This window comes from Lentzea sp. NPDC005914 (genome assembly GCF_040629405.1).
Lineage (GTDB): Bacteria > Actinomycetota > Actinomycetes > Mycobacteriales > Pseudonocardiaceae > Lentzea.
Window position 1 is genome coordinate 1 of the sequence record NZ_JBEXVQ010000038.1, and the last position, 20246, is coordinate 20246.

Sequence of the window (20246 nt, forward strand, 5' to 3'; positions counted from 1 at the left end):
ACACGATCCAGGGGAGCTGCTCGCCCTTCCTCACACCAAGGTCAACACGCGGTTGATCAACAGTATTCCAAGATCATTCTGTTAGGAGTTCTTAGTTCACGCCGCGGTCGCGCCCTGCCCAGTACGGCTCGCGGAGTTTGAACTTCTGGATCTTGCCGGTCGCCGTGCGCGGGATCGAGTCGCGGAACTCCACGGACGTCGGCGCCTTGTACCCGGCGAGCCGCTCCTTGCAGTGTTTGATCAGCTCGGCCTCGGACACCTCCGCGGAGCGCACGACCAACGCCTTGATCGTTTCACCCCACTTCTCGTGCGGCACACCGATCACCGCGACCTCGGCGACGGCCGGGTGCGAGAACAGGCAGTCCTCCACCTCGATCGACGACACGTTCTCGCCGCCGGTGATGATCACGTCCTTCTTGCGATCCGAGATCGTCAGATAGCCGTCGTCGTCGAAGAAGCCGCCGTCACCGGTGCGGAACCAGCCGTCCTCGATCGCGTCCGCGGTGGACTCCGGGTTCTCCCAGTAGCCCTCCATGACCACGTTCGAGCGCGCGAGCACCTCGCCGTTCTCGGAGATCCGCAGCTTCGCGCCCAACGCCGGTGCGCCCGCCCGTGACTGCTTCTTCGCCTTCTCCTCGCCCTGCGGGCCGGGCTGCGCGCGGTTGAACGTGAGCAGCGGCGCCGTCTCGGTCAGGCCGTAGATCTGTAGGAACTCCCACCCGAGCTCCTCGGTCACGCGCTGGATCGTGCGCGAGGGCGGCGGCGCACCGGCGCACACGATCCGTACGCGGTCACGGCCGGGGATCTCGCCGTCCCACGATGCGGCAGCGTCCAGCACGGCGTTCCACACGGCCGGTGCGCCGCACATCAGCGTGACGCCGTGGTCGCGCACACGACGCAGGATCTCGGCGCCGTCGACCTTGCGCAGCACCACCTGCGGCACACCGAGCCCCGCGAGACCGAACGGCATGCCCCAGCCGTTGCAGTGGAACATCGGCAGCACGTGCATGTACACGTCGCCTTCCCACGCCCGTGTGTGCATGGCGAACGTGACCGCGTTCAGCCAGATGTTGCGGTGCGTGAGTTGCACGCCCTTGGGACGCGCGGTGGTGCCGGACGTGTAGTTGATCGTCGCGGTCGCATCCTCCGACGGTGAGCTCCACGGCCGTGGCTCCACATCGAACCGAAGCAGCGACTCCGACTCCTCGCCGAACGTGAACCGGTGCCGCGCCACTACGTCGTCGAGCTCGAGCTCCGGGTCGACGAACAACGCCGAGGCACCGCTGTGCTCGACGATGTACTTCACCTCGTCGGGTCGCAGGCGGAAGTTCACCGGCACGCAGATCCGCCCGCTGCCGGGCACCGCGTGCAGCAGCTCCAGCAGCCGCGCCGAGTTGTGGCTGACGACGGCGATCCGCTCACCCTCACCCACGCCCAGTGCGTCGAACCCGGCCTGCCACGCGCGCACACGGGTCGCCATCTGGGCATACGTCGTCGTCTCGACCGGTTTGGCCGGCTGGTCGGGCTCGTCGATGGTCGCGGTCGTCGCGCCGAACGCGAACGACGCCCGGTCCAGGAAGTCCGTGGTGATCAGCGGTACGCGCATGGAACGACCCTACGACCAGGTGCTCGGATCTCCCCAGGACGAGAATCGGCCTCCCCCGGATGGAGGAACGGAGCTGAGGTCGGGAAGCACCTCGCCGACGGGTTCGTGCAGGACAACGGCCGCGAGAGAGTCGTACGGCGTCGGTTCGGCGTTGCAGATGATCACCTGGGCGCCGGCGCGGGCCGCCAGTGGCACGAGCCCCGACGCGGGCTGCACCGACAGCGACGTTCCGGCTACCAGCAGCACGTCGCAGTCCAGCACGGCCAGCCTCGCGCGGCGCAGCACCTCGCCGTCGAGCTCCTGCCCGAACGAGATCGTGGCGGACTTGAGGATTCCCCCGCACCGCAGGCAACCCGGCTCCGCCTCACCCTCGGCGACACGCTTCAACGCGTCCCGCATCGGGCCCGTGGCACCACATCCGAGGCACACGGTGGCGTGCAACGTGCCGTGCAGCTCCAGCACGCGATGCGGATCGGAGCCCGCTTTCTGGTGCAGGCCGTCGATGTTCTGCGTGACGACGGTGCGCAGCCGCCCCGACCGTTCCAGCTCCACCAGTGCCTTGTGCGCGGGGTTGGGCCTGGCCGTCCACACCGGACTGCCGAGCCGCGTCCGCCAGGCGAGCCGGCGCAGTTCGGGGTCGGAGAGATAGGCGTCCAACGAGGCCGCGCGCCCGGCGTCGGCGTCCCGCGTCCACAGGCCGTCCGGGCCGCGGAAGTCCGGGATGCCCGAGTCGGTGGAGACTCCGGCGCCCGTCAGCACCGTGATCCGGTGCGCGGACGCGACCAGTGACCGTGCCTCCGCGCACGCCTGGGAGCCCATCGGTTCACACTAGTCCGGTGCGCAGCGCAGTGGGAGCCGCCATCGCGGCAGTGGGCCTGATCACTTCGATAGCCGGGACTTTCTTGCCGTGGCTGAAGTCCGGAATGACCACGAGGGACAGTTACGAGGTGCTTTCGCTGCGTGATCTGGCCGGGTTGGACGGGGTGGCGGGCAGCGTCGTCACGTCGGTCTGGGTGGGTCTCACGCCCCTCGCCATGATCGCCGCAGTCCTTTACGTGGTCCGTTTTCGCCGAATCGCCGCATGTATTGGTCTGCTCTTTGGCACGATCAGTGGAACCGTGGCCCTACTGGCCACAGTCCAAGGGGATAGCAAGGGTGCATTGGTCGGAATCAGCATCGCCGGACCGGCCGTCACCCTCGCTGGTGCCGTACTGACGATCGTGGGGGCGATCACGGTGCTCACCTCCAACAGGCGCAGCGCAGTGATTACTTCGGGAGGGAATCCGTGAGCTACCCAGGTGGTGGCGGAGGCCAGTGGCAGCCGCAGAACAATCCGCAGCAGGGCGGCTACCCGCAGCAAGGTGGCTACCCCCAGCAGCCGCAGCAAGGTGGGTACCCGCAGCAGGGTGGTCACCCGCAGCAGCCGCAGCAGGGTGGGTACCCCCAGCAGGGCGGCTACCAGCAGGGTCCCCCGCAGACCGGGCCGCAGGGCTTCCCCCAGCAGCCCCACCCGCAGCAGGGCTATCCCCAGACCGGACCGCAGGGTTTTCCGCAGCAGGGCTTCGACCAGCAGCCGTACGGCTACGCCCCGATGGGTGGCGAGCCGCCGAAGAAGAAGCGCACCGGCCTGGTCATCACGGCCGTCGTCGTCGTGCTGCTGCTCGTGGGCGGCGCTGTCACGTTCTTCGCGCTGAAGAAGTCCGACCCGTCGGCGAACGCGGGCCAGGACACCCCGGCGGTCGCGGCGAAGAACCTCATCGAGCAGCTCGGCAGCGGTGACGTCGTCGGCATCGCGGCGTCGCTGGCGCCCGCCGAGGCCGCGTTGTCGAAGGACTACATGGACTCGATGACGAAGGAGATGAAGCGTCTCCAGATCCTCAAGCCCGAGGCCGACCCGAACAAGCTCTCCGGCATCGAGTTCAAGAGCGAGAACATCAAGTTCGACGAGGCCAAGGCCGAGAAGATCAACGACCACCTCACCATCAACAAGCTGGTCGAGGGCAAGATCACGGTCACCTCGGACATCTCGAAGGTCCCGCTGACCGACAAGCTGATGGACGCGATCGGCGACAAGGTCAGCCTGACCAAGTCCGAGACGAAGACCTGGGACATCACCGCCGAGGTCCAGAAGCGCGGCACCCCGATCGGCATCGCGACGATCAAGGTCGGCGACAAGTGGTACCCGAGCGCCTTCTACACGATCGCCAACGTCGGTCTGGAGGAGGAGAAGCTCAAGTGGCCGCAGCAGGGCTTCGCGCCGCAGGGCGCGGGTTCGGCGCAGGACGCGGCCAAGCAGCTCGTCACCGCCGCGATGGACGGTGACCTGAAGCAGGTCATCTCGCTGCTGCCGCCCGACGAGGCCGGTGTGCTGCAGGACCTCGGCCCGCTGCTGCTGGAACAGGCGGGCAAGATGGGTCCGACCGGCGCCAAGCTGAACGAGCTGGAGACCGACGTCAAGGACGTGACCGGCGGCAAGCAGGTCACCATCAAGAAGCTGTCGGTGACCGTCGAGGGCGAGACCGTCTCGATCGCGCGTGACGGCGACTGCTACTCGGCCACGGTTCCCGGCCAGGGCGCGCAGAAGCTGTGCGCGGACGAGATCACGCAGCTCATGAACCAGCAGGGCGGCGGCAAGATCCCGGCCGCGGCGGTCGAGATCATCGGCCGGGTCGCCGCGTCGGTCATGAAGACCGGTGTCGGCGTGGTCGCGACCAAGGTCGACGGCAAGTGGTACGTGAGCCCGGTCCGCTCGTACTACGAGCTGGCGCTGACGGTGTTCCGCGGCTTCGAGCCCAAGGACGTCGACGCGCTGATCGAGCTGCTCAAGAAGTAGGTTTCCGCAGGTCACAGGGCCCTGTCACGGCGTAACAGCGCGGTGACAGGGCCCTGGCAGTTCGCGGGCGGAATCTTCGCTCATGGACACACAGGTTCTGATCATCGGTGCCGGCGCGACCGGCCTCACCCTGGCCCTCGACCTCTCCCGCCGCGGCGTCCCGTTCCGCATCGTCGACGCCGCGCCCGCCCCGTTCGCCGGCTCGCGCGGCAAGGGCCTGCAGCCGCGGTCGATGGAGGTCTTCCACGACCTCGGCGTGATCGAGCCGGTGCTCGCGTCCGGCCGGTTCCACATGCGACACCGCCATTACAAGGGCCGCGAAGTGGTGCGCGAGTGGGACATGCAGGAGGGGCGCGAGAACACCGTCGAGCGGCCGTACGGCAGCACCATGTTGATCCCGCAGTTCCGGGTCGAGCAGATCCTCCGCGACGCACTGCCGCAGCCGGTCGAGTACGGGATGCCGCTCACGTCGTTCACGCAGGACTTCGACGGCGTCACCGCGGTCATCGGTGATGAGACCGTCCGGGCCGCCTATCTCGTGGGATGCGACGGCGGGAAGTCGTTCGTGCGCAAGCGTCTCGGCGTGCAGTTCGTCGGCGAGACGTGGGAGGACCACCGGATGCTCATCGGCGACGTCCGCGTCTCCGGCCTGGACCGCGAGTTCTGGCACGGCTGGTCCACCGACGACGGCCAATGGCTGGGTCTGTGCCCGTTGCCCGGCACGGATCTCTACCAGTTCCAGGCGACGGGAGACGGCGAGCCGTCCCTCGAGCTCTACCGGCAGATCGTCCGCGAGCGCACCGGCCTGGACGACGTCGTGCTGCAGGACGCGACGTGGATGTCGTTGTACCGCACCAACATCCGCATGGTGGACCGGTTCCGCGTCGACCGCGTGTTCCTGGCGGGTGACGCGGCGCACGTGCACTCCCCCGCCGGCGCCCAGGGCATGAACACGGGCATCCAGGACGCGTACAACCTGGGCTGGAAGCTCGCGATGGAGACGCTGCTCGACACCTACGAGTCCGAGCGCAAGCCCGTCGCCGAGTGGCTGCTGGGCCTGACGACCGAGATCATGACGTCCGGCGCGGTGTTCGCCAAGCGCGACGACCAGACCCTGCAGCTCTCGCTGTCGTACCGGACCTCCGACGGCCCCGGCCTGCAGCCCGGCGACCGCATGCCCGACGGCGTGATCGCTCAGGGCCGGATCTTCGACCTCTTGCGGGGCCCGGATTTCGTGACGCTCGACCTGCCCGACGGCCCGGTGCTCGTCCGCCCGGACGGGTACATCGCCGCCATCGGCCGGTCAGCGATCGACGCCTACTTCGGCGCGAACCCGGTCACGCAGCTGCACCACCGACGGGTCGCTGCTGGGGCCGCCGCGTAGTCTCTCCGCCTCGTCCAGGGCCTCTCCCGCACCGCGGGGGTCGCCCTGGGCGAGCAGCCAGTCCGCGTACCACTCCAGCACCCTCGCGCGTGCCGGCCCGTCCGCGCTCTTCTTGACGACGGCGAGCGCCTTTCTGTGCTCCTCGCCCGCCTGGTCGATGTGCCCGAGCCTCGTGAGCGACAGCCCGAGTCCGGCGTGGACGGTCGCGCGGAACTGGCTGGCGGGCGAGTCCTCCGCGGTGTCGAGCGCCTGCCGGTAGAGCCGCACGGCGTCCTCGAAGTCACCGGCGAAGTACGCCAGCTCGCCGTGCACCTGCGCGACCCGCGCCTGGTCGAGGTCGAGCGGCGACGCGGGCACCCGCCCCAGGTCCTCGCGCGCCCCGTCGAGGTCTCCGATCCGGATCTTGATGCGCGCCGTCTGCACCAGCACCGACATCGGCACCAGCACGTTCTCCGGATCCCCGAGCTCTTCGGCGACCCGGCGCGCCTCGGACACGGCCTTGAGGCCCTCGGCGAACGCCCCGCGGTTGATCAGCACCATGACCAGGCAGGACAGCCCGAACACCACGGCCCACCGGTCACCGACCTCCCGGAACCTGTCGAGCGCCTGCCGATACGCCGCCTCCGCCTCCGGTGCCGAGCCGTCGCGGAACTCGCCCGCCACCACGCCCAGGATGAGCGCCGAGAACGCCCGCATCCACGGGTCGGGCGACTGCTCCAGCCGATCGGCCAGCTCGGTGAGCCGGTCCCCGAGCTCCGCCACACCCCACACCTGGCCGCTGGTCAGCATCAACGCGCACAGCGCCGTCGGCAGGTCCGCCTGCCACAGCTTCTCGGCCGCGGCGAGGGCCTTGGGCGTGCCGAGCGACACCAGCACCTCCGACAGCGGGTCGTCCGGCGTGAGCGGCGCCCACCGCCGGATCTCGTCGAACCGCTTGGTCATCACCAGCAGATGCCAGGTGCGGGCGGCCATCATCCGCCGGGCGATCTCCGAGTCGTGCCGCACGGCCCACGTCTGCGCGGCGTCGAGGTTGCCTCGTTCCGCGTCGAACACCTTGAGGGCTTCGAGCTGACGCGGTCCCCTCAGCAACGGCTCGTTCTGCTCGGCCAGCGCCACGTAGTAGGCGGCGTGCTTGGCGGCGTCGATCTCACCTTGCTCGAGCGCGTACTCCCGCACCGTCTCCAGCAGCCGGTACCGCTCGCCCGCCCTGACGACCAGCGACTTCTCGACCAGCGCCGCCAGCAGGTCCTCGGTGTCCCAGAGATCCTGATCTTGTCGGGGGTCCTGAGTAGGTTGAGTTGTAGGGGATCCCAGCGAGGGGGTACCCCTGTGCAAGCCTGCCCCGCACACCGCGTGCACCGCCGCGGCCGTGGCCCCGCCGACGAAAACCCCCAGCCGCGCCAGCAACAACCGCTCGGCCGAGTCCAGCAGCTCCCAGCTCCAGTCGATCACCGCCCGCAACGTCCGATGCCGCGCGGGCCCCGTCCGAGACCCCCGGTCCAGCAACCGCAACCGGCTGTCCACCCGAGCCTCGAGCTGCGCGGCGGACAACGACCGAGCCCGCGCCGCCGCCAGTTCCAGCGCGAGCGGAATCCCGTCCAGCGCCGCACAAAGCCGCCGCACGTCGAGATCCAGCGCGACCCCGACCCGTGCCGAGAACAACCGCACCGCGTGGTCGAGATCCAGCGGCGACACCGGATGCACGACCTCACCCGGAATCCCGAGCGGCTCCCGAGACGTCGCCAGCACCCGCACCTCCGGCGCCGAGGCCAGCAGCTGAACACAAAGCCCGGCCGCCGCCGACACCACGTGCTCGCAGTTGTCCAGCACCACCAGCGACGACCCGAGCCGCGAGAACACCGGCGTGGCCAGCGGGTTCGGCCCCAGCGCCGCGTCCAGGGCGGCCAGCGGCTCGGCGGCGGAGTCCAGCTCGACGAACCACGCCGACGAGACCGAAGCCGCGTAAGTCAGCGCCAGCCGCGTCTTGCCCACCCCGCCGAACCCGGTCAACGTCACCAACCGGTTGTCGCGCAACAACGACGCCAGCCGCGCCAGGTCCACGTCCCGCCCGACGAACGATCCGACGGCAGCCGGCAGGTTCCCGCGCACCGACCGTTCGCGCAACACCAGACCATGCGCCGCGGCCAACGCCTCCCCGGGATCCACCCCGAGCTCGTCGGCCAAAACAGCCCGAACCCGCGCGAACACCTCCAGCGCGTCCGACCGCCGCCCAGCCGCGTGCAACGCGAGCATCAACCGGGCCTGCACGTCCTCTCGCAACGGATGCGCGGCCGCCAACGCCTCCAACCCGGCCAGGTCGTCGCGCAACAACGCCAGCCGAACAGCCTCGTCCACCGCGAACGGCGCCTCCTCGAAGGCGGCCCCGCGCCACAACGCCGCGGACCGGGTCCGCTCGAACTCCTCGACGTCGGTCGACGCCTCCAGCCGATACCCCAGCGCGTGCGACGAGACCGCCGCCGCGCCCACCGTCCGCCGCAACCGCGACACCAGCGACTGCAACGCCGCCGGCCCGTCGGCAGGCAGTTCGCCGGCCCACAGGTCCGCGATCAGACGGTCGGCGGGAACCACCCGGCCGGGCTCCATCGCGAGCCGCAGCAGCAACCACCGCAGCCGCCTGCCCCGCACCTCCACCGGTACGCCGTCGACGAGGACCTGCAGCGGCCCGAGAACGTTGACCCGCATCAAGCCCGCCGCACCCCTGCCACAACGGCGGCCGCCACGAGCGCGCCCCCGATCACCCCGGCCCACAGGATCGACGGCGTGATCTGGTTGTGCCCCAACGCGTCCAGCACCCACCCGAGTGGCGTCCAGCGTCCCAGCGGATAGGTGAACACCACCACGGCGAACACGGCCAGCACGGTCCGCCCGATGGCGTCGAACACCGGCCGCGCGAACAGCAGACCGACCCCGACGCCGAGCAGCGCGCAGACACCGTGCGCGCCAAGCCCGGCCAGGAACTCACCGAACGTGTAGGGGCGTGGGCTCGCGACCACCGCCCACACCGTCGCCACCACCGCGACGACCAGCCCGAACAGCACGGTCGTCGCGGCCACCGCCGTCAGCACGCGAGCCCATCCTCCCGCCGACACCACGGTGATCTCCCGCCGCACGACGTCCTCGGACGTCGCCACCACGACGGCCAGCCACGCGCAGATCGGGTAGATCAACGCCGCCGACCCGGAGTAGGCCGACAGCTGCGGACCGGGGTCGTACGCGAACAACATCCCCATCACGCCGAGAAACACCAGCATCGGCGCGAGGAACCGTTGCCCCCGCAGCACATCAGCCGCGAGGTACCGCACCAGGGAGATCACCGCACGCTCCGCACCGAACATCCGAGCCGCAACGCCTCGGCCAGCACGTGATCGCTCCGGCCCGGCGCCACCACCACCTGAGCCGACGACCCCCGCGACAGCACCGACCGCACTCCCTCCAACGCTTCCAGCGTGTCGAGCCCCACGACACGGCTGAGCTCGATCGTCACGTGCCCGCCTTCGAGATCCACCCGAGTGGCCGACGCGAGGTGCCCGTCGTGGTCGGCCACCAGCGCCGTGCGTCCCTCCAGCAACGACACCAGCTCGGCCGAGGCCGCGGGGTCGAGCCCGGTCCACGGCTCGTCGAGCACCAGCAGATCGGTGGCCAGAAACGCCTGCGCGAGCGCGACCTTCTGCGCGTTGCCCTTCGACAGCTCGGACATCGGCGCTGTCAGTGACCCGACGAACCCCAGCCGCTCCAGCACGTCGTTGGCCGCGGCCCGCCGAATCCGTCCCATGTGGGCCAGGTACGACGAGGCGGACATCTTGACGTCCGAAGGGAACCGCTCCGGTACGTAACCGACGGAGGCGGGCCGCACCACGCGCCCGGAGGACGGCTTCAGCACCCCGGCGGCGATCTTGAGCAGCGTCGACTTGCCGGTGCCGTTCGCGCCGGTCAGCACCACCGTGCCGGCGACTTCCAGGGTGAGGTCGCGCAGCACCCAAGGCCCGCGCCCGTACCGCTTGGAGACCTGATCGAGGAGCACCACGCCAAGATAACCACGCTCGCCGTCGCACGAGGTGAAGTGGGCGAACCCGGCGTCGAGGCAGGACCACCGACTCGAAGCGCCACCCACCTTCGGAATCATTCTCATGTTCGTCGGATAACACTTTGTGTCGAACCAGATGTATCCGCAATAGATATACCTGCTTTACTTTTCACTCGATCGAGTGAAGTGTGGCGACAAACCGTCACCTGTGCACCAAGAATGAACGATCTGAACGAGTGAGGCCCAGTTCTACGAATGCGGGTGACAACCCTGGAAAGCGACACGCAATTCTCCTTCGATCTGCTCGCGGGCGCATTGACCGGACGTGAGGCCGCGCGCGCGACAGGAACGTTGCACGTCGTGGGAAATCCCGGCGGAAGAATTCACCTGAGAAACGGCTGGATCATCTCCGCCGAGAGCGCCGGCGCGCCCGGACCGGACACGTTGTTGTTGCGTTCGGGACGAATCAGCGAATCGGCGCTGCCCGTCAGCGACAACGCCGGCACGACCGCGTTGCACGTCGTCGCGATGATGGCGGCGCAGGACGCCGTGTTCTCCGCGGTCGCCGGCGAGATCGAGAACTGCGTGCTGACGGCCGACACGCTCGACGTGGCGGTCCCGATGAGCACCGGCCTCGAACCCGTCCGCCTGCTGCAGGAGACCTCGCGCCGGCTGACCTCGCTCACCGCGCTGCCGTGCCCGCTCTCCCCGCACCGCGAACGCGTCGCCCCCACGCCCGAGGCCGAACTGCACGAGCACAGCGGTCCGTGCCGACATCCTCACCCACGCCACCGGACGGCGCTGCGCCCGCGATCTCGCCTTCATGTGCGGCCGCAGCGTGTACTCCGTGACGATCGAGGCCTGCCGGATGGTCGGCGAGGGCCTGCTGACGGTCGTGTCCGGCACCACCGTCACGACGCCCGCCGCCGAGCCCGTGATGCCGCTGCGGCCCCGCAACCCCCAGAACCCGCCGCCGGTCCCCCAGGCCGGCGCGGACGGCGACGACGAGCCGTTACCGCGGTCGTTGAGACGCCAACTGTTGCCGAAACTATTCAAACAACAAGAGAGGAAACAGCTTTGAACCGCGCCGCGCCGGCGGACACGTCCGACAGGATCGACGCCGAGAGCATTTCCGCGTTGGCCGCCGCCGACCTCTGAATAGCCCGCGCAGTGGTGTTGATGGTCGTGCTCGGCGACGAAGGACTCGACGTCACCCTTCTGCACCAGGAATCACAGCCCCCGATCGAACGCACCAACTCCATTCTCTCCGCCGCCTGACACACCCCCGCCTGAAAAGAAGTGTGAAATGACGAAGCCGAAGATGGCCATGTCCGACCAGATGGCCGCGATGATCAGACACCTGCGCCAGGAGGTTCCCGGCTGTGTGGCCGCAGGCGTCGTCGACATGGCCACCGGCATGCTGCTCTCGTTCGAGACGACCGAGAATCACCCGTCCGAAGTGCTGGACCTGCTCGCGGGAGCGACGATGGACCTCTTCCAGGGCCGCACGGTGACCATGATCGAGGACATCTTCAAGGAGCGGCGCGGTATCTCGAGCTCCGAGCACTACTTCCAGGAGATCCTGGTCAACAGCACCAACCTCACGCACTTGTTCATCCGCAACAACCACCACGAGGACGTCGTCGCCGTCGTCGTGTGCCCCAAGTCGGTGAACATCGGCATGCTCTTCGCCTCGGCCCGCAGGGTCGTCAGAGACCACGGCGGCGCGTAGCCTCGCCGCCCTTCCGCGGGTAGCCCGGCGCTTCCCCTCCGGCCCCAGCCGGGCTACCCCAGGGCGCAGACCGCGCTAACCCTTGGTGCCACCCGCGGCCACCCCGGCCACCACAAGCCGTTGCGACACAAGAAAAACAACCAACGGCGGCACCATCGCCACGGTGGCGAACGCCATCGCCCCACCCCAGTCCGACGTCGTGGCACCGAAGAACCCCCACAACCCGGTCGTCACGGGCCGCATCTCGTCATCGGTCGCCAGCGTCAGCGCGAACACCAGATCGCCCCAGCCCCACAGGAACGCGAGCACCGCGACGGTCGCGACCCCCGGCAGCACCAACGGCAGGATCACCCGCCAGAACACCCCGAACGCCCCGCAGCCGTCGATCACCGCCGCCTCCCCGAACTCGCGGGGCACCGCGGCGAAAGCCGGTCGCAGCAGCACGATCGCGTAAGGCAACGCCAGCGTCGTGTCGGCGAGGATCAGGCCGGCGTAGGTGTCGGTGAGCCCCAGCCGCGAGAACACCACGAACAACGGTGTGGCCAGCATGATCGCCGGGAACATCAGTGACGAGAGCATCAACAGCAAGAGCACCGGCTTGCCCCGCAACGGCAACCGTGCCAGCGCGTAGGCCGCGGGAACGGCCAGCACCAGGGTCAGCAGGCACGTCCCGGACGCCACCACGACGCTGTTCAGCACGTACCGGAACACCTGCGGGTCACCGAGAATCCGCGACGACCAGGCCTCCGACGTCGGATAGGTGACCATCACGCCGACCGGCAACAGGTATACCGCGACCAGCACGAACCCGACGACGGACCTCACAGCACCTCCCGTCGTTGCGCGCGCAGGTACAGCACGGACAACACGAACAGAGCCGCGAAGACGACGTTGAGGATCGCCGCGCCCTTGCCGAACAGGAAACTGGAGAACACCAGCCGGTAGGCCAAGGTCGGCAGGATCTCGGACGCGTTCGCCGGCCCGCCCTGCGTCGCGATCCACACCAGGTCGAACGACTTCAGCGTGAAGATCGCCGACAACACCGCCGTGGCCAGCAGCGTCGGCCGCAGCAACGGCCACGTGACCGCCCGGAACCGTTGCCACGCACCGGCTCCGTCGATCATCGCCGCCTCGTGCAGCACCCGCGGCACGGCGGTGAGCCCGGCCAGCAGCGACACCATCACGAACGGCACCCCGAGCCAGCACTGGATCCCGGCCAGCGCGGGCAGCACGAGATCGGTGTCCACGAGCCACCCCGGACCGGAGAACAGCCACCGGAACAGCTCCGCGGACACCACCACCGGAATCGCGTAGGCGACCATGAACAACGACCGGAACACCCGCGCACCGGGGAAGACCTGCGCGTAGAACAACGCCAGCAGAAGTCCCAGCAAGAGCTGCACGGTCACCGAAGCGGCCGCGAACACCGCCGAGTGCCACGCCGCCGTCACGAACAGCTCGTCCGCGAAGGCGGCGCGGTAGTTCTCGAAGCCCACCCAGTCCGACCCGGTCAGCATCGTGGAGGCCGTGACGTCCTGGAACGACATCACGACGTTCAGCACGACCGGATACACCAGCAGTGCCAGCAGGAACAGCACCGCTGGTGCGACGAACAGATACCCGGCTCGCATCAACTGGTCGGCAGCAGCGGCCTGATCTTGGCCGCCGCCTCGCTGGCCGCGGGCTGGGGTTTCTTCTCGCCCTTCACGACCTGCTGCGTCATCGTCCACACGGCCTCGGACACCTTGGAGTACTTGGGGCCGTAGTTGCTGCGCGAGCGCGTGGTCAGCATCTCGCTGATGTACGCGCCGACGCCCGGTCCCCACTTCCAGACGGGGTCGTTGAGCGTGTCGTTGCGGTTCGGGATCGCGCCCAGACCGCCACCGAGCTCCTTGGCGCTGTTGCGGGACTCGGCGAGCCACTGCAGCACGTCCCACGCCACGTCGGCGTTGGGGCTGCGGCTACCGATCACCCAGGCCTCCCCGCCCAGCGGCGAGAACACGCCCTTCTCCCCGGCCGGCAGCGGCGCGGTGCCCCACTGGAACGATGCCTTGGCGACCGAGGGCAGCACCCACGGCCCGTTGATCATCATCGCGCACTTGCCCTGTTCGAAGGCCGTCTGCGCGTCCGAGTGGCTCCAGTTCAGCGCTTCCTTCGGCACGCTCTGGTCCTTGTTGAAGAACGTGTCGAGCAGGCCGAGCGCGTCCACGCCCGGCTTCTCGGCGATCGTCGAGATGTCGCCGCCCGCCTGCCACAGCAGCGGCAGGAAGTTGAACGTCAGCGTCTCGTCGGCCGCCGCGCCGAAGCACAGCCCGTGCCTGCCGTCCTTCGTGAGCGTCTTCGCAGCAGCCCGCATCTCGTCCCAGGTCGTGGGCGGGTTCACGATGTTGCCCTGGGCGAGGAGGTCCTTGTTGTAGATCAGCGCGGTGGTGTTGCTGCGCAGCGGGACGCCGAAGAGGTTGTCCTGGTGCGTGACGCTGTCGAGCACCGGCTCGAGGAACTGGTTCCCCTTGTCCCAGCGCTTGAACTGCGGCGTGAGGTTCGCGATCGCGTTCTGGCTGGCGAGCCACGGCACGTCGGAGGTGTCCACGACGGCGATGTCGGGGAACGTGCCGGCGCTCTCCGCCTCCACGATCTTCTGGTGGAACTCGCCGAACTTGATCGCCGTCCGCTTGATCTGGACGTGCGGGTGTTCCTGCTGGTACCGCGCGATCAGGGTGTCGACGGCCTGGTTGGACACCGGCGAGTAGCCGAAGTAGTCCCACCACGTGACAGTTCTGTTCGAGGGGCTCTCACTTTCCGCCGTTCCGCTCGCGCAGGACGCCATCAGCGTCATGGCAAGTGCTGTCAAGACGAACCGCAAATGCTTGCTCGATTTTCGCACTACTTCCCCAGCAATGGTTGGATTCGGCTTTTGGCTTCAGCGGCGGCGTCCTGCGGGTTCTTCGCTCCGGTCAGCACCTGTTGGGCCATCGTCCAGACGGCTTCGGAGAGCTGCGGATACTGCGGTCCGTACACGCTGCGGGGTCTTGCTGTCGACATTTGCCCGGCGAACGCGGCAACGGCCGGATCCCATTGCCAGGCTTCGTCGTTCAGCGTGTCGGTCCGGTTCGGGACGGAACCGAGCCCGCCGCCGATCTCCCTGGCGTTGTCCTTGTTCTCGGCGAGCCAGGTCAGGACGTCCCACGAGGCGTCGAGGTTCTTGGTCTTCGCGCCGACGACCCACACCTCGCCGCCCAGCGGCGACGCCGCTCCCGCCGATCCCTTCGGCAGCGCGGCGGCACCCCAGTCGAGGCCGGCCTTCTTGAGTCCGGGGATGACCCACGGACCGTTGATCATCATGGCGCACTTGCCCTCCTCGAACGCCTTCTCCGCGTCCGAGTGACCCCACTGCAGCACCTGCTTCGGCACGCTCCGGTCGTCGTTGACCAGCGAGTTCACCAGCCCGAGCGCGTCGATGGTGGCTGCGTCGCCGACCGTTTTGAGGTCACCGCCCGCCTGCCAGACGAAGGGCAGGAAGTTGAACGTGAGCTGCTCGTTCGCAGCAGCCGCAAAGCACAGACCAGCGGTTTCTCCGCTGGTGCTCGCCTTGGCCGCAGTCCTCAGCTCGGCCCAGGTCGCCGGCGGCATGCCGGTGAAGAGCTTCTTGTTGTAGAGCAACGCGGTCGTGTTGCTGCGCAGCGGGACACCGAAGTACTTGCCGTCGTGCTTCACGCCCTCGCGGACCCGTTCGAGGAACTGCCCGCCCAGGCCCCACGCGTCGAACTTCGCGGTGACGTCGCTGAGCGCGCGCTGACTCGCGAGCAGCGGGACGTCCGGGGAGTCGACGGCGGCGATGTCGGGGAACGTCCCGGAGGCCGCCGCCTGCACGATCTTCGCGTGGAAGTCCGCGAATCCGATCGACGTCCGTTTGATCTGAATGTTCGGATGAGCCTTCTCATACCTCTCGATCAACGTCTTGACCGCCTGATCCGACGCGGGCGAGTATCCGAAGTAGTCCCACCACGTCAAAGTCGTCCTATCACTGGACGATGTACTTCCACTGCACGCGGAAACGAAGAGAAGGACGATCAGGAGGACTGCTCGCATTCCGCTCATGCAGACGTTCCATTCCATAGGTAAGCGCTTACCGTTTGGGTCGAGAAGGTCCTACTCCTGCCTTGACAGGCTGTCAAGATCGGAAGTCGCAATGCGCATGTCCACTGGACGCCATTACATCGGCGGCGATTTCGTGGTACCCGCCCGCGGGGAAACCGCCGACGTGTTCGAGAAAGCAACTGACACAAAGATCGGCACATATGCGCTCGGCGATGTCGACGACGTTCGCCTGGCCGTGGCGAGCGCGCTCTGCGCCCAGCCCGCCTGGGCGGCCCGATTACCGGCCGAACGAGCGGCGGTGCTGCGCCGCATGGCCGCACTGCTGGAGTCCCGTGTGGACGAGTTCGTCTCGACGCTCGTCCGCGAAACCGGTGGTGTGATTGCGAAAGCACGCGGTGAGGTCGCGGCGGCGATCAACCGTCTGCAAGTCTGCGCGTCACTCGGGGCACTGTCGCGAGGGGACGTTCAGCCGTCACCGAAGCACGGAAAGCTGACGTTGCTCGAACGCGTTCCGCTCGGTGTCGTCGGCGTGATCACGCCCTGGAACTTCCCCCTGGTTCTCGCGATGCGCGCCGTGGCTCCCGCGTTGGCCGCCGGCAACGCGGTTGTGCTGAAGCCGGCCGAGCTGACGCCGATCGCGGGTGGGCAGTTGCTCGCCGAGGTCGCCGCCGAGGCAGGCGTTCCTCCCGGCGTGTTCAACGTCGTGACCGGACTCGGCCCCGCGGCGGGCCAGCCGCTGGCCGAGCACCCGGACGTCGCGCTGATCCACTTCACCGGGTCGAACGCCGTCGGGCGGCTCATGACGTCGATCGCGGGCTTGCGGCGCACGTCGCTGGAACTAGGTGGCTCCAACGCGTTCGTAGTGCTCGACGACGCCGACGTGCAGAAGGCGGCCACGTGCGGTGCGTGGTCATCGTTCGATTTCCAAGGCCAGACGTGCATCAGCTCGTCACGGCACATCGTCGACCGCACGCTGCACGACGACTACGTGGCCGCTCTTGTCCGCCAGGCAGGCCAAATCGTCGTCGGCAACCCCATCCAGCCCGGCGTCGCCCTCGGCCCGTTGATCAGCGCCGAGCAACGTGACCGTGTGCACTCGCTGGTGTCACGTTCAGTCGACATGGGCGCTCAGGTGCTCGTCGGCGGCAAGTACGACGGGCTCTTCTACGAACCGACGGTCGTGGTCGGCGTGACGCCGGAGATGCCGCTGTTCGTCGAGGAGGTGTTCGGCCCGGTCGCGCCCGTGACCGCCGTGGACGACGAGGCCGAGGCACTGGAGCTGACCAACTCGTGCCAGGCACTGGTGAACGCGGTGCACACCGACGATCTGATGCGCGGCCTGGCGTTCGCGCAGCAGCTGCACAGCAAGAACGTCCACGTGAACGACGCCGGGCCACGACCGACGGACGCCGATGACGTGGATCTTGACGAGTTCACCCGCCGCAGGTGGATCGGAGTGCAGCGCTGACACGTGACTTAGGGCAACCTGACTTGAAGCGCCTAACAGGACGCGCGTACTGTTTGGGGTCGAGGGGCAGTGGTCGACCCTGTGAGGAAGACTTGCCCCGTACCCCGAACTGACCACCGCGCTGTCACCAGATGGAGTTGCACGTGACTAGTAAGGACAGCTTCGGCGCCCGCGGAACGCTCAACGTCGGCGACTCCTCCTACGAGGTGTTCCGGCTGAGCGCCGTGGAGGGCGCAGAGCGTCTTCCGTTCAGCCTGAAGATCCTGCTGGAGAACCTGCTGCGGACCGAGGACGGCGCGAACATCACCGCCGACCACGTGCGCGCGCTCGCCAACTGGGACCCCGCCGCCGAGCCGAACACCGAGATCCAGTTCACGCCCGCCCGCGTCGTGATGCAGGACTTCACCGGTGTGCCGTGCGTGGTCGACCTCGCCACCATGCGTGAGGCCGTCACCCAGCTGGGTGGCGACGCCGAGAAGGTGAACCCGCTCGCCCCCGCCGAGCTCGTGATCGACCACTCGGTCATCGCCGACATCTTCGGCCGCCCGGACGCGTTCGAGCTGAACGTCGACCTCGAGTACGAGCGCAACCGCGAGCGCTACCAGTTCCTGCGCTGGGGCCAGACCGCGTTCGACGAGTTCAAGGTCGTCCCGCCCGGCACCGGCATCGTGCACCAGGTCAACATCGAGCACCTGGCCCGCGTCGTCATGGTCCGCAACGGCCAGGCGTACCCGGACACCCTGGTCGGCACCGACTCGCACACCACGATGGTCAACGGCATCGGCGTGCTGGGCTGGGGCGTCGGCGGCATCGAGGCCGAGGCCGCGATGCTCGGCCAGTCGGTCTCCATGCTGATCCCGCGCGTCGTGGGCTTCAAGCTCTCCGGTGAGCTGCCCGCGGGCGCCACCGCCACTGACCTCGTGCTCACGATCACCGAGATGCTGCGCAAGCAGGGCGTCGTCGGCAAGTTCGTCGAGTTCTACGGCGAGGGCGTCAGCGCCGTGCCGCTGGCCAACCGCGCCACGATCGGCAACATGTCGCCGGAGTTCGGCTCCACGGTCGGCATCTTCCCGATCGACGGCGAGACCATCGACTACCTGCGCCTGACCGGCCGTTCCGAGGAGCAGATCGCGCTCGTCGAGGCCTACGCCAAGGAGCAGGGCCTCTGGCACGACCCGTCCCGCGAGCCGGTGTTCTCCGAGACGCTGGAGCTGGACCTGGCGACGGTCGTCCCGTCCATCGCCGGCCCGAAGCGCCCGCAGGACCGCATCGAGCTGACCAGCGCCAAGGAAGCGTTCCGCCAGGCTCTGGGCGCCTACGTCGCGCACACCGACTCCCCGGAGCTGTCCGGTGTGGACGAGGCCGTCGACGAGTCGTTCCCCGCGAGCGACCCGGCCGCCATCCACGAGGGCGACAACGGTTCCGGCAAGCCCGCCGTCTTCCAGTCCGCCGCCGAGGGCTCCACCGGCCGGGTCTCGAACCCGGTCAAGGTCACCGTCGACGGCAACGAGTTCGAGCTGGACCACGGCGCCGTCGCGATCGCCGCGATCACGTCGTGCACCAACACCTCGAACCCGTCCGTGATGCTCGGCGCGGCCCTGCTCGCGAAGAAGGCCGTCGAGCGCGGCCTCGAGCGCAAGCCGTGGGTCAAGACGACCCTGGCGCCGGGCTCGAAGGTCGTCATGGACTACTACGAGCGCGCGGGCCTCATGCCGTACCTGGAGAAGCTCGGCTTCCACCTGGTCGGCTACGGCTGCACCACCTGCATCGGCAACTCGGGCCCGCTGCAGGACGAGATCTCGGCGGGTGTCCAGGAAGGCGACCTCGCGGTCGTCTCGGTGCTGTCCGGCAACCGCAACTTCGAGGGCCGGATCAACCCGGACATCAAGATGAACTACCTCGCGTCGCCGCCGCTGGTCGTGGCGTACGCGCTGGCCGGTTCGATGGACAAGGACATCACCACCGAGCCGCTCGCGCACGACCCCGAGGGCAAGCCGGTGTACCTGTCGGAGATCTGGCCGACCCCGGCCGAGATCGCCGAGGTCATCTCGACCTCGATCTCCGCGGAGGGCTTCACCAAGGGGTACAAGAACGTGTTCTCCGGTGACGAGCGCTGGCAGTCGCTGCCCACGCCGACCGGCAACACCTTCGAGTGGGACGCCGAGTCCACCTACGTCCGCAAGCCCCCGTACTTCGAGGGCATGGAGATGGAGCCGAAGCCGGTCACCGACATCTCGGGTGCCCGCGTCCTGGCCCTGCTGGGTGACTCGGTCACCACGGACCACATCTCCCCCGCCGGTTCGATCAAGGCCGACTCGCCCGCGGGCAAGTACCTGACCGAGCACGGCGTGGAGCGCAAGGACTTCAACTCCTACGGCTCCCGCCGCGGCAACCACGAGGTGATGATCCGCGGCACGTTCGCGAACATCCGCCTGCGCAACCTGCTCCTCGACGACGTCCAGGGCGGCTTCACCCGCAACTTCCTGGAAGCCGACGCCCCGCAGACCACCATCTACGACGCCTCGGTCGCCTACGCCGCCGCCGGTGTCCCGCTGGTCGTCCTCGCGGGCAAGGAGTACGGCTCGGGCTCGTCGCGCGACTGGGCGGCCAAGGGCACGTCGCTGCTCGGCGTCCGCGCCGTGATCGCCGAGTCCTACGAGCGCATCCACCGCTCGAACCTGATCGGCATGGGCGTCATGCCGCTGCAGTTCCCGGCCGGCGAGAACGCGGCGTCCCTGGGCCTCGACGGCACCGAGACGTTCGACTTCACCGGCGTCACGGAGCTCAACAACGGCACCACCCCGTCGACGGTCCACGTGGTCGCCACGAAGACCGACGGCGCCAAGGTCGAGTTCGACGCGGTCGTCCGCATCGACACGCCCGGTGAGGCCGACTACTACCGCAACGGCGGCATCATGCAGTACGTGCTGCGCAAGATGGTCCGCAGCTAGTCAGATCGTTTGAGAAGGGCCGTTCACCTGTGTGGACGGCCCTTTTCACATTCACAGAACTACTCCTGCGGTAATCACGTGAATGCGCGTTGCATGTGATGTAACAATCTTCTCGCCGATTCGATTTTC

The 20246-nt window shown here is 68.3% G+C and carries 16 protein-coding genes; 7 read left to right on the forward strand and 9 right to left on the reverse strand.

The window, feature by feature from the left end; all coding sequences use genetic code 11:
• Nucleotides 1-91 precede the first annotated feature (91 nt).
• Both ABZ345_RS37880 and ABZ345_RS37885 read right to left on the reverse strand, forming a co-directional pair.
• Nucleotides 92-1606 (reverse strand): AMP-binding protein, encoded by a 1515-nt coding sequence (locus tag ABZ345_RS37880; RefSeq protein WP_359859615.1) that lies wholly within the window; start codon nt 1604-1606, stop codon nt 92-94.
• A 9-nt stretch (nt 1607-1615) separates the two neighbouring features.
• The gene (locus ABZ345_RS37885) at nt 1616-2425 is read right to left on the reverse strand and encodes a Sir2 family NAD-dependent protein deacetylase (RefSeq protein ID WP_359859616.1); all 810 of its coding nucleotides are present in this window, start codon (nt 2423-2425) and stop codon (nt 1616-1618) included.
• A gap of 17 nt (nt 2426-2442) precedes the next feature.
• On the opposite strand from ABZ345_RS37885, the gene ABZ345_RS37890 reads away from it, so the two are divergent.
• The 3 genes from ABZ345_RS37890 to ABZ345_RS37900 all read left to right on the forward strand — a co-directional run bounded on the left by ABZ345_RS37890 (nt 2443) and on the right by ABZ345_RS37900 (nt 5823).
• Entirely contained in the window at nt 2443-2895 is a 453-nt protein-coding gene (locus ABZ345_RS37890; RefSeq protein ID WP_359859618.1) for a hypothetical protein, read from the forward strand.
• Complete coding sequence (locus tag ABZ345_RS37895) at nt 2892-4439, forward strand: flagellar basal body protein FliL (protein ID WP_359859620.1); 1548 nt, start codon at nt 2892-2894, stop codon at nt 4437-4439. The genes ABZ345_RS37890 and ABZ345_RS37895 overlap by 4 nt, the downstream gene beginning before the upstream one ends.
• Before the next feature lie 82 nt (nt 4440-4521).
• The gene (locus tag ABZ345_RS37900) at nt 4522-5823 is read left to right on the forward strand and encodes an FAD-dependent monooxygenase (protein ID WP_359859622.1); all 1302 of its coding nucleotides are present in this window, start codon (nt 4522-4524) and stop codon (nt 5821-5823) included.
• Here the strand turns inward: ABZ345_RS37900 and ABZ345_RS37905 are convergent.
• From ABZ345_RS37905 to ABZ345_RS37915, 3 genes are read right to left on the reverse strand one after another with little or no spacing between them, the layout of a single operon-like run.
• A complete protein-coding gene (locus ABZ345_RS37905) occupies nt 5743-8526 on the reverse strand; it encodes a BTAD domain-containing putative transcriptional regulator (RefSeq protein WP_359859624.1) in 2784 nt (927 codons plus the stop codon). The two genes, ABZ345_RS37900 and ABZ345_RS37905, sit on opposite strands and share 81 nt — an antisense overlap.
• Complete coding sequence (locus tag ABZ345_RS37910) at nt 8526-9158, reverse strand: hypothetical protein (protein WP_359859626.1); 633 nt, start codon at nt 9156-9158, stop codon at nt 8526-8528. The genes ABZ345_RS37905 and ABZ345_RS37910 overlap by 1 nt, the downstream gene beginning before the upstream one ends.
• Entirely contained in the window at nt 9155-9973 is an 819-nt protein-coding gene (locus ABZ345_RS37915; RefSeq protein WP_359859628.1) for an ATP-binding cassette domain-containing protein, read from the reverse strand. The genes ABZ345_RS37910 and ABZ345_RS37915 overlap by 4 nt, the downstream gene beginning before the upstream one ends.
• 156 nt (nt 9974-10129) lie before the next feature.
• Here ABZ345_RS37915 and ABZ345_RS37920 point away from each other — a divergent pair, with 156 nt between their 5' ends.
• Entirely contained in the window at nt 10130-11026 is an 897-nt protein-coding gene (locus ABZ345_RS37920; RefSeq protein WP_359859630.1) for a hypothetical protein, read from the forward strand.
• A gap of 148 nt (nt 11027-11174) precedes the next feature.
• Nucleotides 11175-11600 (forward strand): hypothetical protein, encoded by a 426-nt coding sequence (locus ABZ345_RS37925; protein ID WP_359859632.1) that lies wholly within the window; start codon nt 11175-11177, stop codon nt 11598-11600.
• Between the two features lie 75 nt (nt 11601-11675).
• Here the strand turns inward: ABZ345_RS37925 and ABZ345_RS37930 are convergent, their stop codons facing one another.
• The 4 genes from ABZ345_RS37930 to ABZ345_RS37945 are packed head-to-tail and all read right to left on the reverse strand — an operon-like array spanning nt 11676 to nt 15611.
• Complete coding sequence (locus tag ABZ345_RS37930; protein WP_359859634.1) at nt 11676-12425, reverse strand: carbohydrate ABC transporter permease; 750 nt, start codon at nt 12423-12425, stop codon at nt 11676-11678.
• Nucleotides 12422-13231 (reverse strand): sugar ABC transporter permease, encoded by an 810-nt coding sequence (locus ABZ345_RS37935; protein WP_359859636.1) that lies wholly within the window; start codon nt 13229-13231, stop codon nt 12422-12424. Before ABZ345_RS37935 ends, ABZ345_RS37930 begins: the two co-directional genes overlap by 4 nt.
• A complete protein-coding gene (locus tag ABZ345_RS37940) occupies nt 13231-14451 on the reverse strand; it encodes a sugar ABC transporter substrate-binding protein (protein ID WP_359859638.1) in 1221 nt (406 codons plus the stop codon). Before ABZ345_RS37940 ends, ABZ345_RS37935 begins: the two co-directional genes overlap by 1 nt.
• 32 nt (nt 14452-14483) lie before the next feature.
• Nucleotides 14484-15611 carry a sugar ABC transporter substrate-binding protein gene (locus ABZ345_RS37945; protein ID WP_359859640.1) on the reverse strand — a complete coding sequence of 376 codons (1128 nt, stop codon included), beginning with the start codon at nt 15609-15611 and terminating at the stop codon, nt 14484-14486.
• A 178-nt stretch (nt 15612-15789) separates the two neighbouring features.
• Here ABZ345_RS37945 and ABZ345_RS37950 point away from each other — a divergent pair, with 178 nt between their 5' ends.
• Complete coding sequence (locus tag ABZ345_RS37950) at nt 15790-17166, forward strand: aldehyde dehydrogenase family protein (RefSeq protein ID WP_359859642.1); 1377 nt, start codon at nt 15790-15792, stop codon at nt 17164-17166.
• Nucleotides 17167-17297: 131 nt separating this feature from the next.
• Entirely contained in the window at nt 17298-20117 is a 2820-nt protein-coding gene (locus ABZ345_RS37955; protein WP_359859644.1) for an aconitate hydratase, read from the forward strand.
• Nucleotides 20118-20246 lie beyond the last annotated feature (129 nt).

What these genes read in the sequence shown, in the direction of transcription:
- ABZ345_RS37905 (WP_359859624.1), bottom strand. Translation starts at nt 8,526, where the DNA reads ATGCGGGTCAACGTTCTCGGGCCGCTGCAGGTCCTCGTCGACGGCGTA.
- ABZ345_RS37885 (WP_359859616.1), bottom strand. Translation starts at nt 2,425, where the DNA reads ATGGGCTCCCAGGCGTGCGCGGAGGCACGGTCACTGGTCGCGTCCGCG.
- ABZ345_RS37925 (WP_359859632.1), top strand. Translation starts at nt 11,175, where the DNA reads ATGACGAAGCCGAAGATGGCCATGTCCGACCAGATGGCCGCGATGATC.
- ABZ345_RS37935 (WP_359859636.1), bottom strand. Translation starts at nt 13,231, where the DNA reads ATGCGAGCCGGGTATCTGTTCGTCGCACCAGCGGTGCTGTTCCTGCTG.
- ABZ345_RS37900 (WP_359859622.1), top strand. Translation starts at nt 4,522, where the DNA reads ATGGACACACAGGTTCTGATCATCGGTGCCGGCGCGACCGGCCTCACC.
- ABZ345_RS37915 (WP_359859628.1), bottom strand. Translation starts at nt 9,973, where the DNA reads ATGAGAATGATTCCGAAGGTGGGTGGCGCTTCGAGTCGGTGGTCCTGC.
- ABZ345_RS37955 (WP_359859644.1), top strand. Translation starts at nt 17,298, where the DNA reads ATGGAGTTGCACGTGACTAGTAAGGACAGCTTCGGCGCCCGCGGAACG.
- ABZ345_RS37880 (WP_359859615.1), bottom strand. Translation starts at nt 1,606, where the DNA reads ATGCGCGTACCGCTGATCACCACGGACTTCCTGGACCGGGCGTCGTTC.
- ABZ345_RS37950 (WP_359859642.1), top strand. Translation starts at nt 15,790, where the DNA reads ATGCGCATGTCCACTGGACGCCATTACATCGGCGGCGATTTCGTGGTA.